This window comes from Amycolatopsis sp. NPDC051903 (genome assembly GCF_044452505.1).
Classification (GTDB): domain Bacteria; phylum Actinomycetota; class Actinomycetes; order Mycobacteriales; family Pseudonocardiaceae; genus Amycolatopsis.
In genome coordinates, this window is sequence record NZ_JBITBT010000022.1 from 144,153 (window position 1) to 161,067 (window position 16,915).

Annotated in this window: 15 protein-coding genes; 5 read left to right on the forward strand and 10 right to left on the reverse strand. The window is 72.7% G+C overall.

Going from position 1 to position 16,915, the window contains the following annotated elements; translation table 11 throughout:
- Positions 1-95 precede the first annotated feature (95 nt).
- From ACIA77_RS34250 to ACIA77_RS34260, 3 genes are read left to right on the forward strand one after another with little or no spacing between them, the layout of a single operon-like run.
- Positions 96-863, forward strand: a complete 768-nt coding sequence (locus ACIA77_RS34250) for an alpha/beta hydrolase (RefSeq protein ID WP_395890190.1) — start codon at positions 96-98, stop codon at positions 861-863.
- Positions 860-1,375: a hypothetical protein gene (locus tag ACIA77_RS34255; protein ID WP_395890191.1), complete on the forward strand. Its 516-nt coding sequence runs from the start codon at positions 860-862 to the stop codon at positions 1,373-1,375. Before ACIA77_RS34250 ends, ACIA77_RS34255 begins: the two co-directional genes overlap by 4 nt.
- Positions 1,376-1,385: 10 nt before the next feature.
- Entirely contained in the window at positions 1,386-2,525 is a 1,140-nt protein-coding gene (locus tag ACIA77_RS34260; protein WP_395890192.1) for a glutamate--cysteine ligase, read from the forward strand.
- Between the two features lie 9 nt (positions 2,526-2,534).
- Here the strand turns inward: ACIA77_RS34260 and ACIA77_RS34265 are convergent, their stop codons facing one another.
- Complete coding sequence (locus ACIA77_RS34265) at positions 2,535-3,278, reverse strand: IclR family transcriptional regulator (protein ID WP_395890193.1); 744 nt, start codon at positions 3,276-3,278, stop codon at positions 2,535-2,537.
- Positions 3,279-3,399: 121 nt separating this feature from the next.
- Here ACIA77_RS34265 and ACIA77_RS34270 point away from each other — a divergent pair, with 121 nt between their 5' ends.
- On the forward strand, positions 3,400-4,710 hold the full coding sequence (locus ACIA77_RS34270) for an MFS transporter (protein WP_395890194.1): 1,311 nt from the start codon (positions 3,400-3,402) through the stop codon (positions 4,708-4,710).
- 4 nt (positions 4,711-4,714) lie between these two features.
- On the opposite strand, the gene ACIA77_RS34275 is transcribed toward ACIA77_RS34270, so the two are convergent.
- The 7 genes from ACIA77_RS34275 to ACIA77_RS34305 all read right to left on the reverse strand — a co-directional run bounded on the left by ACIA77_RS34275 (position 4,715) and on the right by ACIA77_RS34305 (position 9,908).
- Positions 4,715-5,578, reverse strand: coding sequence for an NUDIX domain-containing protein (locus tag ACIA77_RS34275; protein ID WP_395890195.1), 864 nt, complete (start codon positions 5,576-5,578; stop codon positions 4,715-4,717).
- A 66-nt stretch (positions 5,579-5,644) separates the two neighbouring features.
- Positions 5,645-6,598: an ROK family protein gene (locus ACIA77_RS34280; RefSeq protein ID WP_204097353.1), complete on the reverse strand. Its 954-nt coding sequence runs from the start codon at positions 6,596-6,598 to the stop codon at positions 5,645-5,647.
- 15 nt (positions 6,599-6,613) lie between these two features.
- Positions 6,614-7,057 (reverse strand): hypothetical protein, encoded by a 444-nt coding sequence (locus ACIA77_RS34285; protein WP_395890196.1) that lies wholly within the window; start codon positions 7,055-7,057, stop codon positions 6,614-6,616.
- A complete protein-coding gene (locus tag ACIA77_RS34290) occupies positions 7,054-8,214 on the reverse strand; it encodes an ArsA family ATPase (RefSeq protein WP_395890197.1) in 1,161 nt (386 codons plus the stop codon). The genes ACIA77_RS34285 and ACIA77_RS34290 overlap by 4 nt, the downstream gene beginning before the upstream one ends.
- 8 nt (positions 8,215-8,222) lie before the next feature.
- A complete protein-coding gene (locus tag ACIA77_RS34295) occupies positions 8,223-8,660 on the reverse strand; it encodes an SRPBCC family protein (RefSeq protein WP_395890198.1) in 438 nt (145 codons plus the stop codon).
- Positions 8,661-8,686: 26 nt separating this feature from the next.
- Positions 8,687-9,481 carry a metallophosphoesterase gene (locus tag ACIA77_RS34300; protein ID WP_395890199.1) on the reverse strand — a complete coding sequence of 265 codons (795 nt, stop codon included), beginning with the start codon at positions 9,479-9,481 and terminating at the stop codon, positions 8,687-8,689.
- A 13-nt stretch (positions 9,482-9,494) separates the two neighbouring features.
- A complete protein-coding gene (locus ACIA77_RS34305; protein ID WP_395890200.1) occupies positions 9,495-9,908 on the reverse strand; it encodes a polyketide cyclase / dehydrase and lipid transport in 414 nt (137 codons plus the stop codon).
- Positions 9,909-10,022: 114 nt separating this feature from the next.
- Here ACIA77_RS34305 and ACIA77_RS34310 point away from each other — a divergent pair, with 114 nt between their 5' ends.
- Positions 10,023-11,819 (forward strand): AMP-dependent synthetase/ligase, encoded by a 1,797-nt coding sequence (locus tag ACIA77_RS34310; protein ID WP_395890201.1) that lies wholly within the window; start codon positions 10,023-10,025, stop codon positions 11,817-11,819.
- Positions 11,820-11,883: 64 nt separating this feature from the next.
- On the opposite strand, the gene ACIA77_RS34315 is transcribed toward ACIA77_RS34310, so the two are convergent.
- Positions 11,884-12,531 (reverse strand): pentapeptide repeat-containing protein, encoded by a 648-nt coding sequence (locus tag ACIA77_RS34315; RefSeq protein WP_395890202.1) that lies wholly within the window; start codon positions 12,529-12,531, stop codon positions 11,884-11,886.
- Positions 12,506-16,882: an RHS repeat-associated core domain-containing protein gene (locus ACIA77_RS34320; RefSeq protein WP_395890203.1), complete on the reverse strand. Its 4,377-nt coding sequence runs from the start codon at positions 16,880-16,882 to the stop codon at positions 12,506-12,508. Before ACIA77_RS34320 ends, ACIA77_RS34315 begins: the two co-directional genes overlap by 26 nt.
- Positions 16,883-16,915 lie beyond the last annotated feature (33 nt).

The following is a 16,915-nucleotide window of genomic DNA, read 5'->3' on the forward strand; positions in this document are numbered from 1 at the left end:
GCAGGCGGTTCGGGGCACCGGAGGGGCCCCCACAAGACCACCCGACCGTGAGAGCATGGAAGACCTACACCGCTTCGATCGGAAGGGCGTTCGCCATGAGCGTGCTCGCCGGCGCGGAACCGTTCGCCCACACCGGTTCCTCCGGAGCCGGGTTCCTGCTGTGCCACGGCTTCACCGGCACGCCGGCCGGGCTGCGGGCGTGGGGCGACCACCTGGCCGGAGCCGGGTTCACCGTGCGCTGCCCGCTGCTGCCGGGCCACGGCACGCGCTGGCAGGACCTCAACCGGACCACTTGGCAGGATTGGTACGGCGCCGTCCGCGAAGAGCTGCTCGCGCTGTCGGCCGAATGCGACACCGTGTTCGTCGGCGGCCTTTCCATGGGCGGCACGCTCACGCTGCGCCTGGCCGAGGAGTTCGGCGACCGGATCGCCGGGATCGTGCTGGTCAACCCGTCCGTCACGCGGCTGAGCGCCGACGCGAAGCTGCTGCCGCTGCTGGCGCGAGTGGTCCCGTCGATCCCCGCGATCGCCAACGACATCGCCAAGCCCGGCGTGACCGAGCTGGCCTACCCGCGCACGCCGGTGCGCGCCGCCGCGAGCCTCGCGCGCCTGTGGAAGGTGGTGCGGGCCGACCTGGGGAAGGTGACGCAGCCGGTGCTGCTGCTCCATTCGCGCGTCGACCACGTGGTGGAGCCCGAGAACTCGCGGCTGGTGCTGGCCGGCATCGCCAGCCCGGACGTGACGGAGGTGGTGCTGGAGAACAGCTTCCACGTCGCGACGCAGGACAACGACGCGGAACTGATCTTCAGCCGCAGTGTCGAATTCGCCCGGGCGCTGCGGGCGGGACAGGTGGGTGCCGGATGACGCGGGGGAAAGGCACGGACGGGCCCGAGGACGTCGACGCGACGTTCGCCGAGATCGTCGCCGATCTGCGGGCCGAGGGCGTCGGCATGTTCCTCGAAGAGGACGTGCTCGAGCTCGGTGACTCCTCGCCTGGCACTCCCCCGGACACCACCCCGACGGCGACAGCGAAACCCGACAAACCGGCTGAAACTCCCGAGTCGGACTCGTGGCGCACCGGCGGGACCACGTGGGACACCACGATGTTCACCGACGACCCCGCGGAGGACGACGAGCACTTCGTGCCACCCGAGCCCCCGCCGCTGCCCCGCCCGCGCAAGGGCGCGTTCGTGGTGCTGCTGTTCTTCGTCGTCGGGTTGCTGCTGCTGATCGTGCCGAACCTGATCGGCGTCGGCCCGGCCCTGGCGACGCCGCTGGGGATCCTCTCGCTCGCCACCGCCATCGCGCTCCTGCTGCTGCGGGTGCGCCAGGGCCCGCCGCCGGGCGCCGACCCGACCAACGGCGCCCAGGTCTGACCGGGCGGGTATGCGGATCGACTTCAGCCCTTCGCGCCGGTCGACGATAGGCGCGGAGTGGGAGCTGGCCCTGGTCGACCGGCGCAGCGGCGAGCTCTCGTCCGTGGCGGAACGCATCCTCGAGGCCGTGCGGCCCGACGGCGCCGCCGAGCACCCCAAGATCAAGCAGGAGCTGCTGCTCAACACCATCGAGGTGATCAGCGGGGTCTGCACGACCGTCGCCGAGGTGAAGGCCGACCTGGCCGAATCGCTCGACGTGGTGCACAAGGTGATCGACCCGCTGGGTGTCGAGATCTTCTCGGCGGGCTCGCACCCGTTCTCCAACTGGTACCGGCAGAAGGTGACCGACAAGGAGCGGTACGCGAAGCTCATCGAGCGCACGCAGTGGTGGGGCCGGCAGATGCTGATCTACGGCGTCCACGTGCACGTCGGACTGGACCACCGCGACAAGGTGCTGCCGGTGCTCGACGCGCTGCTGAACTACGCGCCGCACCTCCAGGCGCTATCCGCGTCTTCGCCGTACTGGGGCGCGGAGGACACCGGGTACGCGTCGAACCGCGCGCTGATGTTCCAGCAGCTGCCGACGGCCGGGCTGCCGTTCCAGTTCCGCGAATGGGCGGAGCTCGAACGGTACGTGTCGGACATGTTCACGACCGGCGTGATCGACCACTTCTCGGAGATCCGCTGGGACATCCGGCCGGCGCCGCACTTCGGCACCGTCGAGATGCGCGTGTGCGACGCCGTGCCCACGCTCGAGGAGGTGGGCGCGATCGCCGCGCTGACGCAGTGCCTCGTCGAGAGCTTCAGCACGCGCCTCGACCACGGCGAGCACCTCCCGACACTGCCGCCGTGGCACGTTCAGGAGAACAAGTGGCGCGCCGCCCGCTACGGCACCGACGCGATCATCATCCTCGACGCGGCCGGCCGCGAGCGCCTGGTCACCGACGACCTCGCCGATCTGCTGGAGGAACTCGAACCCGTGGCCCGGCGGCTGGACTGCGTGCGCGAACTGCGCGACGTCGAGACGATCCTGGAGTACGGCCCGAGCTACCGGCGCCAGCGCGCGGTGGCGAAGCAGCACAACGGGTCGTTGAAGGCCGTCGTGGCCTCGCTCGTGGCGGAGATGCGGGACGGGATCGCGCGGAGCTGATCCGCCGGATCAGTGGTGCCCGAGCGCGGCCGAGACCTGCGCGGCCGCCCGGCCGACGACCGCGGTCAGGCCGCGCATGCGGGCGGCCGGCATGTACGGCCGCGTCGCCGACACGCTGACGGCCCCGGCGATCGCGCCGCCGGCGTCGCGGATCGGCGCGGCCACGCAGCGGATGCCCGGTTCGTTGTCCTCCAGGTCCATCGCCACCCCGGCTTCGGCGTACTCGCGCATGCGGGCCAGGAAGGCCTCGACGTCTTGGTCGTCGACTTGGCCGGCCGCCTCCGCCCGGAACAGCGACCGCCACTCCGGCGCCGAGTCCAGCAGCAGCGCCATGCCGACGCCGGTGCGGGTCAGCGGCATCCGGTGCCCGATCCGCGAGCGCATCTCCGCGCCGCGGGTGCCCGCCAGTTTGTCCAGGTACAGCACCGAATCGCCGTCGCGCACGGCCAGGTGCACCGTGTCGCGCAGCTGCGCGGAGAGCTCCTCCAGCACCGGCCGGGCCACCACCGGCAGCGGGTTGCCGTGCAACGCCTGGAAACCGAGCTCGATCAGCGTGGGGCCGAGCGTGTAGCCGTCGCGCCCGCTGCGCAGGTAGCCCTCGGCGACCAGCAGCTGCGCCAGCCGGTGCGCGGTGCTGCGGCCCAGGCCGGTCCGGTCCACGAGGGCGCGCAAGGTGGTCGCGCCGCCGGCGACGGCGCGGATCACCGCGAGCCCGCGGGCGAGCGTCTGCGTGCCAGGCGGTGGAGCGGTCACGCTGGGATCCTAGATATCGGGACGACGTTCGCATAATCGGGAGCGCGTCCGCACAGTGTCGCCTTGTGACGAAAACCGATCTTGGTCTGCCCGCGCGTGCCGCCGGCGGACGGTGCGCGCGATGACCCGGACCTCCCTCCCCCGCACGGGTCTCCCCCAGCCGTCCCGGTTCCGGGTGCTGATCGCGGTGCTGATGTTCATCACCGTGGTGATCAACTACCTGGACCGGTCGAACCTGTCGATCGCCGCGCCCGCCATCGCGGGTGAGCTCGACCTGACCAAGGCGCAGCAAGGACTCCTGCTGTCGGCGTTCGGCTGGACCTACGCCGCGGTGCAGCTGCCCGGCGGCTGGCTGGTCGACCGCGTGCCACCGCGGGTGCTGTACCCGGTGTGCCTGATCCTGTGGTCGCTGGCGACGGCCTTCATGGGCGTCTTCGGCGGGTTCGTGGCACTGATCGTGCTGCGGCTGCTGGTGGGCACCTTCGAAGCGCCGGCCTACCCGATCAACAGCAAGATCGCGACGGTGTGGTTCCCGGAGCGCGAACGCGCCACCGCGATCGGGTTCTACACGTCCGGCCAGTTCATCGGGCTCGCGCTGCTCACGCCGGTGCTGTCGTGGCTGCAGGCGGCCGTGTCCTGGCACTGGGTGTTCATCACGACCGGGCTGGTCGGCATCGTCTGGGCGGTGCTCTGGTACGCCCTGTACCGGTCACCGCGGGATTCGCGGGCCAACGACGCCGAGGTGGAGCTGATCCGCGCCGGCGGCGGCCTGGTCGACCTGACGCGGGAGCGGCGGCAACGGGCGCGCATCACGCGGGCCGACCTGGCGGCCGTGCTCGGCTCGCGGAAGCTGTGGGGCATCTACCTCGGGCAGTTCTGCCTGACCTCGACGCTGTGGTTCTTCCTGACCTGGTTCCCGACGTACCTCGTGGACTACCGGCACCTGGACTACCTCAAGTCCGGGTTCCTGGCGTCGTTGCCGTTCATCGCGGCCCTGATCGGGGTGCTGGCCGCCGGTGTCCTGTCGGACTTCCTCGTGCGCCGGGGCGCCTCGCTGGGCGCGGCGCGCAAGGGGCCGATCATCGCGGGGCTGCTGCTGTCCACGCTGATGGTGTGCGCGAGCTTCACCGATTCGACGGCGCTGGTGATCGTGTTCCTGTCGGTGGCGTTCTTCGGGAACGGGCTGGCTTCGATCACCTGGTCGCTGGTGTCGGCGCTGGCGCCGCGGCGGCTGCTCGGGCTCACGGGCGGGATGTTCAACTTCATCGGCAACCTGTCCTCGATCGCCACGCCGATCGTGATCGGCCTGGTCGTGACCGACGAGAGCTTCGCACCCGGGTTCGCCTACATGACCGTGATCACCGTGCTCGGCATCCTGTCCTACGTCTTCCTCGTCGGCCGGGTGAGCCGCGTGCCGGACCCCGAAGACTGAGCGGCTAGGCGTCGAGCTCCCGCAACAGCGCCCCCGGGCCCATGATCCCGGCGCCGAGGTCCGTGACGCGGGAGCGCAGCTCGCGGTCGGCGGTCACCACGACGACGTGGTCGCCCGGGCTCGCCTGGGCGGTGACCTCGACGATGTGGGAGTCGCCGTCGGCGGGGGCCGTGGCGATGTCCACGCCTTCGATCGGCTCGACGCCCCGGGCCTGGCCCTCGACGACGAGGACGATCCGCGGCCACCACTTCCACGTCGGCCCGGCGCCGGCCCCGGCCACGTCGTCGGCGAGCCCGCGCTCGGCCAGCTTCCCGAGCCGGTCGCGCAGCCGCTCGGCGGCGCCGCGCCGGTCGCGCCACCAGCCGTCGGGCCGCGAGCCCACGACGTTCGCGCCGTCGACGACCAGCACGAGCTCCCGGCCCAGCTGTTCGCGCAGGTGCGGCCACGACGCCGCGAAGTCCCGGTGCAGCGGCAGATCGGCGACGTCCCCGGGCGCGACCCACCGCAGCTCCGCGCTCTCCTGGTTCGCGACCCGCGCGTCGAGCGACCCGTCGGCCACGCCGAGCACCGTCGTGTACGCCCAGGTCTCGTGGTCGAGCACCGACGCCGAGAGCGCCCGGAACGCCGACCGCGGCACGTCCGCCTCTTCCCACGCCTCGCGCGCCGCCGCTTCGCGCACGGATTCGCCAGTCTCGATCGCGCCGCCGGGCAGCGCCCACGTGCTGCCGTTGTGCACCCACCAGGCGCGCCGCTGCAGCAGCACACCGCGCTCGGGATCGCACAGCAGCAGCCCGGCCGCGCCGTGCGCCCCCCAGTGCAGCCGCCCGCACGAACACCGCACGAAGCGGTTCGCGGTCATCGGCGTCACCCGACCAGCCTTCCACACAAAGCCCGCGCTCCGCAGCCTCCGCGTGGACGACGACCCGGCCGGCGCTCAGCCGGCGACTTCGGCCACGTCGGCCTTCGCCGCGTCGAGGGCCAGGGCGGCGGCGCCCACGATGGCCGTGTCGTCGCCGAGGTGGGCGGTGCGGATGCGGGCCAGCGGGCGGTGGCGGGCGCCGGTGATGGCGCCCGCGTAGTGTTCGCGGGCTTCGTCGAGGAACAGCGGCGCGGATTCGGACACGCCGCCGCCGATGACGATGATCTCGGGGTCGAAGACGTCGGCCACCAGGGCCAGGCCCTCTCCCAGCCACTTGGCCAGCTCGGCCATCGCGCGCAACGCGATGGGGTCGCCGTCGCGGGCGGCGCCGGCGACGCGGCGGCCGGTCACCGAGCCCGGGTCACCCGCGAGCTCGCGGGAGAGCACCGTCGAGCGGCCCGGGTAACGGGCCAGCAGCTCCACCGCGGTGGCGGCCAGCGCCGTCCCGCTGCAGTAGCGCTCCCAGCAGCCGTACTTCCCGCACGGGCACGCGCGCCCGCCCGGCACCACCGTCAGGTGACCCAGCTCCGGGGCGACGCCGTACGCGCCGCGGTAGATCTCGCCGTCGAGCAGCAGGCCGGCACCGATACCGGTGCCCAGTGCGACCAGCGCGGCCACCTGCGCGCCCCGGGCGGCGCCGAAGCGGTGCTCGCCGACAACGGCCGAGTTCACGTCGTGCTCCAGCGTCACCGGCAGGCCCACGCGCTTTTCGATGCGGTCGGCCACGGGCGCGTCGCGCCACGCGAGGTGCGGCGCGAACATCACCGAGCGCCGGTCGCGCGCCACGAACCCGGCCACGGCCAGGCCCACGGCCGCCACGTCGTGGCGGTTGCGCAGGTCCTCGACGACGCCGGCGATGGCGTCCTCGAGAGCGTTCTCCTCACTCGGTGTCCCGACACGGGCGGTGTCCAGGAGCGATCCCCGCTCGTCCACCACCCCGGCGCGCACGCTCGTGCCGCCGACGTCCACCCCGATCGTCAGCACTCAGTTCTCCTGCTCCGGCCGCCAGTCTTCCCGCTTGCGCACGGTGATGCGCTGCACGCGCGCACCCACCGGCTCGTCCGCCGGAGCCGGGGGGCGGGGCTCGGGCCGGAAACCCGGCATGTGCACACCCGCGTCCGGCTCCCAGCGATCCGCGAGCACCGCCCGCAGCAACGCCACGAGCTGCGCCGCCTGCTCGAGCAGCCGGGCGGCGAACTCCGGCCGCTCCCCTCGCACGACGGCGACGATCGCACACAGCGGACACCACCCGCACGCGGAGGTCTCCCCGTCCCGGGGCGGTTCGTCGCGGTCCTGACCGTGCCCGGCGGCGACCACGCCCTCCAGCCACGGCGCGGCGCGCTCCACGACCATCTCGACCAGGAGCCGGATCTCCTCGGCCAGCCGCAGGCCCTCGGCGGCGTGTCCCGGCTCGTCCTGTTCGCTCACGCGCCGCCCCGGTTCCCGGCCAGGCTGATCACCAGGCCGCCTCCGTCGGATTCCGCGCCGGTGATCCGGCACGGCCGCAGCGTCTCCGGCAGGGCGATCAGCCGCCGGAAGCCGTCCACGGTGATCGCCAGGTCGTCGTCGACGCGGGCGAGGTCCACGTCGGCCTCCCGCTGCAGCGGGATCGCGACGCGCAGCTGGAACCCGTCTCCCGCCGGCGTCACCTGCAGCAGCGGGGTGACGGGTTTTCCGTTGCCGGACAGGGGATCCCGCGTGCCGTAGAGCTCACGGGCCAGCTCGGCGAGCGCGCCCGCGCCCACCGGTTCGCTCGCCCGGTGCTCGACGCGCGCGAGCTCACCCGGCCCGAACCCGGCGCCGGCGAGTTCGGCCAGCACCGCGTCCTGCTGCGCGCGCCGCGTGCGCAGCCACGTGGCCGCGGACCCGCGCCAGAACCCCGGCGCGGGCATCAGGCGGTTGGCGATCAGCCCGTCGACGGCGATGCCCCGCAGCGCCAGCGACGTCAACGTCCGGCGCGCCTCGGCGACCACGACCCGCTCGGGCGTGAGCACGAGCCGGACCGTCGTCACGGTCGGATCGGTCAGCAACTCGCGCAGCGCGTCCAGGTGCGCGCCGAGCCGCCGCACCGAACTCGCGACGCGGCCGCGCCGGCCGTGCGCGCGGGCCAGGTAGCCGGCCACGGCCTCGGGCAGCGCGAGCAGCCGCAGCGTTTCGGCGGTCGGGCCGCAGTCGACCACCACGGTGTCCCACGGCCCCTGCCCGGCCAGCCGGCGCACTTCGCCGAGGGCCAGCAGCTCGTCGACGCCCGGCAGCACGGTCAGCTCCTCGGCGTCCAGCGTGTCGAGCCCGGCGCCGGTGAGGACGCTCCGCAGCTGGTCACGCAGGCCGTGCCACGTCCGGTCGGCCAGCGCGCGCGAATCGACCTGCGCCGCCCACAGCCCCGCCGGCGAGCCGTCGCCCCGCACGTCCACTTCGGACGGCTCCGACCCCAGCGGCGCGGCGAACGCGTCGCCGAGGGAGTGGGCGGGGTCGGTGGAAACCACGAGCGTCTTCCTGCCGCGGCCGGCCAGCGCGGTGGCGGTGGCCGCGGCGAGCGTGGTCTTCCCGACACCCCCCTTGCCGGTGAACAGCAGGATCCGCATGTCGCCCTCTAGCCTTCGGCCCGTCGCTTCAGTTCCTTGAGCGCCGTGTCCATCACCATCTTCTCGGCCTTGCGCCGCAGCAGGCCGATCATCGGCAGCGCCAGCTCCACCGAGAGCGTGTAAGTGACCTTCGTGCGCCCCTCGCCGAGCTGCTCCAGCGCGTAACGGCCGTTCTGCGCCTTCTGCATCTGGCCCTTGACCAGGTGCCAGCTCACGCCGAGCCCGGAGGCGTCCCAGTCGTACTCGAGGGTGTAGACGTCCTTGATCGGCCCGGCGTCCAGGGTCAGCTTCACCTGTTTGGCCCGCCCGGCGTCGTCGGTGCCCAGCACCTCGACCTCCTGGACGGCCTTCGCCCACTCGGGGTACGCGGGGAAGTCGGCGATCACCGACATCACCCGGCGGGGCTCGGCGTCGACCTCGATGGACTGCGTGGACTGCTCGGCCATGAACGAAGCGTAGCCGGACTACGTCGTCACCAGCGCAGCACGTAGGGCTGCCCGGTCTCCTTGAAGTGACCGACGTTACGGCACTCGGTGTAGCCGACGCGGCGGCGGGCGGCCAGCGGCTGGTGCACGTGGCCGAACACCGACCAGCGCGGGCGCTGCTCGCGGACGAGCTCCAGCAGGGCCTGCGAGCCCAGTTCGGCGCGTCGCGCGACCACGTCGTAGGTCAGCTCCGGCAGGGCCGGCGGGATGTGCGTGCAGAGCACGTCGACGCCGGACAGCTTCGCCACCGACGCGTCGAAGTCCTCACGAGCCCGCAGGTAGGGGCGCCAGGCGGCGCCCTTGCGCGGGCGCGGCACCACCCCCTCGGGCAGCACCGCGCCACCGACGAAGCCGAAGCGCAGGCCGCCGATGGTGGTGACCTCGCCGTCGAGCACCTGCACGCCGTCGCCGGCGAATTCGGGCCACAGCACGGGCGAGTCGACGTTGCCGGGCGTGGCGTACGTGGGTGCCGTCATCGAGGCGAACAGCGTGGCGTACTGCTCGCGCACCGCCTCGTCGACGGCCGCGGCCGGGTCGTCGAGCGTGGCCCACAGCGTGCGCGAGTAGGCGACCGTCTCGTCGCGGGTGCCCTCGCGGCGCAGGCGCGCAAACTGCGCCACCTTCTCCGCGCCGAACAGGGCGCCCATGATGCCCTTGTCGTGCTCGCGGTAGTCGACGAAGTCCAGCAGGTCACCGAGCACGACGAGCGCGTCGGCCCCCTCCCCCGCCCGCTTCAGCGCGTCGGCGTTGCCGTGCACGTCCGAAACGACGTGAACCCGCACAAGACCCTCCTAGTCAGTCCTCGGTCCGCGGTGGGAGCCCGGGCGCTCGCCCGTCCTCGAGGACGTCCTTCAGCCCCAGTGCGAGGTCCTTCGCGGCGCGGGCCCGCCGGTCCTGCTCCCGGCGCAGCTCACGCCACGTCAGCTGCCGCGGCGCACCACCGGGGCCGGCGGGCGTCGCGCGCAGGAAGTAGTGCAGCACGGTGCCGTCGAGCACGGGTTCCAGCCAGATCTCCATCGTACCGACGAGCGCGCCGGTGACGGTCCAGCGCAGACCCTTGTCACCACGGTCGGTGTAGACCTCCAGCACGAGATCGGGCCAGTAGCGCCGCCACGACGCCGGGTCGGCGAACGCCGCGGCCAGCGTGCTGGGCGGCACCACGATGAAGGTCTCGTCCACAAGATCGAGAGCGGGCGGTCCGGGGTTCACCGGCGCAGAATGTCACGACCTCGTCCGGTGGGGCGCCGCGGCGTGGTCTTAAGGTCTACGGCAAGCTAAGTTGACCGGCGGGTAACCCCGCACGCGTCGAACACGGAGGTCCACGTGCGCGAATACAGCGCCCCCGCCGGGAAGCCGGTGACCGACGACGAGAACCTGGCCGACGTCGTCTGGGCGAACGCCGAGCGGTTCTCCGACGTCGTGAGCTTCCGCAGGCAGGTCGACGGCACCTGGCTGGACGTGACGGCCAAGGACTTCGCCGACCAGGTCGCGGCCGTCGCGAAGGGCCTGATCGCCGCCGGCGTCGGCCACGGCGACCGGGTCGCGCTGATGTCCAAGACCCGGTACGAGTGGACCCTGATCGACTTCGCGATCTGGGCCGCCGGAGCCGTCACCGTCCCGATCTACGAGACGTCCTCCCCCGAGCAGGTGCACTGGATCCTGTCCGATTCGGCCGCCAAGGCCGTGCTGGTCGAAACCGATGCGCACCGCGGTTCCGTCGACGAAATCCGCAACCGCCTCACCGCGCTGCAGCGCACCTGGCAGATCGAGGGCGCCGCGCCCGCCGTCGACGAGCTCACCGCGCTGGGCGCCGAGATCACCGACGAGCAGCTGCACGCGCGCCGCCGCGAAGTCACCGCGGGTGAGCTCGCCACGATCGTCTACACGTCGGGCACCACCGGCCGGCCGAAGGGCGTGGAGCTGACGCACCGCAACCTGCTGGCCGAGATCCGCGCCGACATCGAGGCGTTCCCCGAGCTCATGGAGCAGGGCAACTCGCTGCTGTGCTTCCTGCCGCTCGCGCACATCCTCGCCCGCGCGATCGCCGTGACCGCGCTGTCGGCCCGCGTGACGCTGGGCCACACGCCGGACGTGAAGAACCTGGTGGCCGACCTCGGCACGTTCCGGCCGACGTTCGTGGTCGCCGTGCCGCGCGTGTTCGAGAAGGTCTACAACTCGGCCAAGCAGAAGGCCCACGGCGACGGCAAGGGCAAGATCTTCGACGCGGCCGAGGCCGTGGCGGTCGAGTACAGCCAGGCGCAGGACAACGGCGGCGCCTCCTTCGGGCTGCGCGCGAAGCACCTGGTGTTCGACAAGCTCGTGTACAGCAAGCTGCGCGCGGCGCTCGGCGGGCGCTGCGTCGCCGCGGTGTCCGGCGGCGCCCCGCTCGGCGCGCGCCTGGCCCACTTCTTCCGCGGCATCGGCGTGCCGGTGTTCGAGGGCTACGGCCTCACCGAGACCTCGGCGGCGGCGAACGTGAACACCAAGACGGCGTTCCGCGTGGGCACCGTCGGCAAGCCCGTGGCGGGCACCTCGGTGCGCATCGCCGACGACGGCGAGATCCTCCTCAAGGGCGACGTCGTGTTCGGCGCGTACTACAACAACCCCGCCGCGACCGCCGAAGCCCTCACCGACGGCTGGTTCCACACCGGCGACCTGGGCGAGCTCGACTCCGACGGCTTCCTCAAGATCACCGGCCGCAAGAAGGAGATCATCGTGACGGCGGGCGGCAAGAACGTCGCCCCGTCCGGCCTCGAGGACACCATCAAGGCCTCGCCGCTCATCAGCCAGGCCATGGTCGTCGGCGACCAGCGCCCGTTCATCGCCGCGCTCGTCACCATCGACGAGGAGTTCTTCCCCGCCTGGAAGACCCAGCACGGCAAACCGGCGCAGGCCACGGTCTCCGACCTCGCCGCCGACCAGGACCTGCTGCGCGACATACAGACCGCCGTCGACGAGGCCAACAAGCAGGTCTCCCACGCCGAGGCGATCAAGAAGTTCACCGTGCTGGCGAAGGACTTCACCGAGGCGAGCGGCGAGATCACGCCGAGCCTGAAGCTCAAGCGCAACGTGGTGAACAGGAACTACGCGTCCGACATCGAGGCGCTGTACAGGCGCTGAGCCGGCGACGCGAAAAACGCGGCCCCTCCGTGCTTCGGGGAGGGGCCGCGTTTTCGTCGCGCCGTCAGGTTCGCGGGACGAAGCGGCGGATTTCGGCCCCTCGGGCGGCGAACCACTGCTCGAGCTCAGGCCCGTCCACCGACGTGCGCTCGCCGCGCAGGACGATCCGGATCGGGCCGACGACGGTGCCGGTGAACCCGGTGACGTCCGCGCCGTCGAACACGCTGTCCCGCAGGACCAGCTTGTCGGCCGTGACGCTGCCCAGCTGGGCGCCGTCGAAGCGGGTGTCGTAGAAGGCCGCGTCGGCCAGTACCGCGCCCGAGAGGTCGGCACCGGACAGGTCGGCGCCGAAGAACTCGCACCCCCGTAGCACCGCGCCGCGCAGGGTCGCCTCGCGCAGCACCGTGCCCTCGCCCTCCGCGTCGGTCAGGTCCGCCCCGGTCAGATCCGCGCCGGTGAAGTCCGAGCGGTCGAGGTGCGTGTGCCCGAGCCGCGCGTCGCGCAGCACCGTGGCGCGGAAGGCCGAGTGGACGAGCCAGAACCCGCGGACGTCGAGTCCGGGCAGCTCCGCGTTCGAGAAGTCGAGATCGGACCCCACGCCGCGTTCCCCCTCGGGGGTCGCGAGCCACTCCCGCAGCTGCGCCGCCGCGCGTTCGTCGGCCGGCCAGCTGCGTGGCGCCCACCCCTCACGGGTAGAAGATGACCTTGCCATTCCACCCCTTCTCGTTGACGATCCGGTTCATGCTGTCGATGGCCTGCTGATTGGCGTTGCGCGTGTCGACGATGACGTTGCGGCCGCTGGTGTTGATCTGCTTGTCCAGTGTCTTCTCGAACTTCGCGTCGTTGTACCCGTCCTTGAACTCCGCGCCCTCCGGGTGCTTCGAACCGGGCGGCCAGTCGGAGTGCATGGACTTCACGTCCCAGCTCTGCCCCTTGCCGTCGATGAGGTCGCCGCCGCCCAGCCCGCTCGGACGGCTGACGCCGTCGGCGAACGGGCCCACGCCCTGCTTGTTCAGGTCGAGCCCGATGTGCGCCTCGTCGATCTGGGTCTTGTCCGGCGCGGCGTCGCCGTGGTCGGGGTCCTTCAGCAGCTCTTCGTACTGCTCCTTGTTGTCCTTGGCCTGCTGGTCCCAGTGGGAGTCGAGCTTGGCGGTCTCGTCCGGCGTCAGCTGCGGGCGGGCCTTGCCGAAGTCGGCGTCGGGCCGGTCGAGGACGTCGTTCGGGTGCTCGGCGTGGTGGGCCTGGCCCCCGTAGTCGATCTTCGGGCCGTCGCCGAAGAGGTCGTCGTCGCTGCCGCCCATGCCGAAGAAGCCGTCGTCGTCACCGCCGAACCACGGGTTCTCTTCTTCCTCGTGGCCTGGGCCGTGCTCGCTCTGGTGGTCCGAATCGGGTCCGCCCTCGTGGTCCGAGTCGTGGTCGCTCTTGCCATCCGAGGCTGGATCGTGGTCGGAACCGTGATCGCTCTTGCCGTCCGACGCCGGGTCGTTGTCGTGGCCGTCCTGGCTTTCCGGGGCGTCGTCCGACTTCCCGGCGGGCCCGGGTTCACTTCCGCCCGGTTTCGTGTCCGGCGGTGGTGAGGACGGGCGGCTCGGCGCGGGCGGGTTGGTGTCCTGCACGTGGCCCGCGTCGCCACCGCCGGTTTGGGCAGGACGGTTCGGGGGTGGGACCTCGTCGTCGGTCGCCGGGTTGTTCTTGCTCATGCAGCTGCCGAGGCCGAGCGGGTCGGCGTCGAACAGCGGGTTGGGCACGTAGGTGACCGGGTTCGGGGCCGGGACGAGGCCGAGCGGGTCCTGGCTGAGGTAGCGGCCGGTGCCCGGGTCGTAGTAGCGGTAGACGTTGTAGTGCAGCCCGGTCTCGTCGTCGGCGTACTGGCCGGGGAAGCGCAGCGGGGTGGCCCCGCCGGCGCGGTCCGGGCGGGTGCGGCCCCACAGCGACGCGTTCGCGTGCCAGGCCACAGCCCCGTCCGCGGCTACCAGGTCCACGGGCGTGCCGACCTGGTCGGTGACGAACGAGAAGAACCGCACGGCGGTGCCGAGCTGCTCGGTCTGCGTCACCGGCCGCACGGTGCCGGGCACGTGGTCCCACGTCAGCGCGAGCCGCTGGCCGTCGCGGGTGCGCTGCAGCTGCTCGACCAGCAGCTGGCCGCTCCACACGAACAGGGTCTCCTCCGCCGGCTCGGCCGCGCCGGGCAGCCAGAACTGCTTCGCGACGCGCCGGCCGAGCGGGTCGTAGCGGTAGCGCCATTCGCCGCCCTCCGGCGTCCCCACGGCGACCAGCCGGTCGCGGGCGTCCCAGCGGTACGTCCACGTGCGGACGCCGGCGGCGGCCGGTTCGTGGCGCGCGATGACCCGGCCCTGCGCGTCGTGTGCGTAGCGGACCGCGCCCGCCGCGGACAGGCGGTTGCCGGTGTAGCCGCGCGGGCCCGCGTCGGGTTCGGCGAGGGGGCCGCGCGAGTGCAGGATGTTGCCCGACGCGTCGTAGGCGTAGGTCTCCTCGCCCTCACGCCGCGCGACGCCGGTGACCCGGCCCGCCGGGTCGAGGCGGTAGCGCGTCGGGCCCGACAGTGCGTCGTCGACGCCGGCGAGCCGGCCGTCGGGCTGGTAGGTGTACGCGCGCCGTTGCACGACGCCCGCCGGGGCCGTCACGGTCTGGCCGACCAGCCGGTGTTCGGCGTCGAACGCCTGCGCCAGCACCACTGCGCCGCCGACCGCGCGCTCGACCTCCCGGCCCGCCGCGTCGTAGCGGAACACCACCTCGTGCGCGGCCGCCGACAGCGTCACCGGCAGGCCGGCCTCGTCGAAGGCCCACGCGCTGACCGCGCCGGACGGCGTGGTGCGACGGGTCCCCTGCTCGTCGTGGACGTAGGTGACCGCTCGCCCGTCCACGGACTCGCGGATCACCTGGCCGTGCTCGTCGCGCTCGACCTCCAGCACGCAGCCGTCCTCGGTGGCGCGCACGAGGAACCCGACCGGGTCGTAGGCGTAGGTCGTCGTTCCGGTGGCGGTGCGACGTTCGGCGACGTTGCCGAGCGCGTCGTAGGCGTAGGTGCTGACCGAGCCGAGGCCGTCGACCGACTCCACGAGCCGGCCCGCCGCGTCGTAGGCGAACCGCAGCACGCGCCCGTCGAAGTCGGTCTCCGAGGTCACGCGGCCGGCGGCGTCGTAGGTGTAGCTCCACGACAGCCCCGCCGGGTTGGTGATCCGGATCAGCCGCAGCTCGGTGTCGTACTCGTAGGACGTCCGGGCGCCGGTGGCGTCGATCTTGACCACCGGGAGGTCGAACGGGCCGTACTCGAACCGCACCCCGCTGTGCTCCACGACGTTGCCTTCGGCGTCGTAGCGCCAGTCCTCGCGCCGCCCGGCCGGGCCGACCCGGCTGGCCGGCAGACCCTCCACGGTCCAGCCGAGCCGGGTGCGCCCGCCCGCCGCGTCGGTGACGATCCGCGGGCGGCCGAACTGGTCGCGCTCCACGGGGTCGTCAGTGGGAACGACGGGAGCGCCGGCGGACAGCTGGTCGTCGCGCGCGAACGCGGTCGCGGTGCCGGCCTGTGCGGTGTAGAGGTCGGGCGCCGTGCCCGGCGGGTACCCGCGCCGCCACGTCCGCCCGGCGCTCGCGACGGTGACGGTCAGCGTGCCGTCGGGATCGGCAGCCACCTCGGCCCGGCTGCCGTCCGGCCGGATCACGGCGGTCAGCAGGCCCTCTTCGGTGTACTCGTAGACCGTCGTGCCGCCGAGCGCGTCCGTGCGCGACCGCAGCCGGTCGTAGCGGTCCCAAGTGGACACCACGGTGGCGCCGAGCGGCCCGGTTTCACGCACGACCTGTGCGGCTTCGTTGAGCTGGAACTCCGTGGTGTGGCCCAGCGAGTCGGTGAACCGCGTGATCCGGCGTTCGCGGTCGTAGTCGAACTTGCCGTCGAAGAAGCCGCGGTCGCCGACCGTGCGCACGCAGCGGCCTTCGGCGTCGTAGACGTAGCGGTACCAGGTGCCGTTGCGGTCCTGCCACCCGGTGAGGCGGCCGTCGGCGTCGTAGTCGAACTGCTCCGCCAGGCCGGAGGAGTTGATCACGCGGGTGAGCCGGCCCAGTTCGTCGTAGCCGAACGTGCGCACGAGCACCGGGGCCTGGCCTTCGCCGAGGACGCGGATCGCCGTCACGCGGCCGGCGGCGTTGTCCAGCTCCACCCGGTAGCCCGCGGAGTGCGTGAGCAGCCGCGGCGCGCCGAACTCGTCGTACTCGACGGAAACCTGTGTGCCGTCCGCGTCGACCGCCGCCAGCAGCGGGAGGGTTTCCCCGCCGCGGCCGGGCAGGCGACCGAAGCGCAGTTCCGTGCCGCGCACCGGGTCGGTGAGCGTGTAGCCGCCTTCGGGCAGCGCAGTCAGCGGGTGGCGCGGTCCCTCGACCGGCAGCACCGGGCCGCCCGTGGCGACCCGCGGGTAGACCAGGATCGTGCCATCGGGCGAGAAGTAGCAGATGTCGTCCGCGTCGACCTCGAGCCGCTGGTCCACCGTCGAGGTCCAGCTCGGGCCGAACCACCGGCCCGCCCGGTACGACGAGAGGTGCAGGCGCTCGAGCACGAGCGGGCTCGGCAGCTCGAGGTCGGTCTGCGCGAGCACGACGGTGCCGCGCGCGATGTCCACCGGGTCGGACTTGCAGACCAGGTCGTCCTTGCCGACCGCCGTGTCGCGCGGGTTGTCCGGTTTGCCCGAGGAAGGTGTGGTCGACTCCGGCGATCCCTTCGGCGTGCCGCCGGGTGGCGGCGAACCGGCCGAGGACGACGGCGGCGGTTCGGGGTCGGTCTTGGGCGGCGGAGGCGGATCGCTCTTCGGGGGCGGCGGGGTGTCGCCGCCGTGGCTGCCGCCGCCGCCACCGGCGCTGGAGGCGTGAGTGGAGTCGTCGCCCTTCGGCGGGGGCGGCGGGTCGCTCTTCGGCGGCGGCGGGGGGTCACCCGCGCTGGACGAGTGCGTCGAGTCGTCACCACCGGACTTCGCCGGCGGCGGCGCACCGTCACCCCCACCCTTCGGCGTGCCACCACCACTGCCCGCGGGCTTGGGCGGACCCTTCGGCATCGGGCCCACGTCGCCACCCTTACCCGCCGTCGA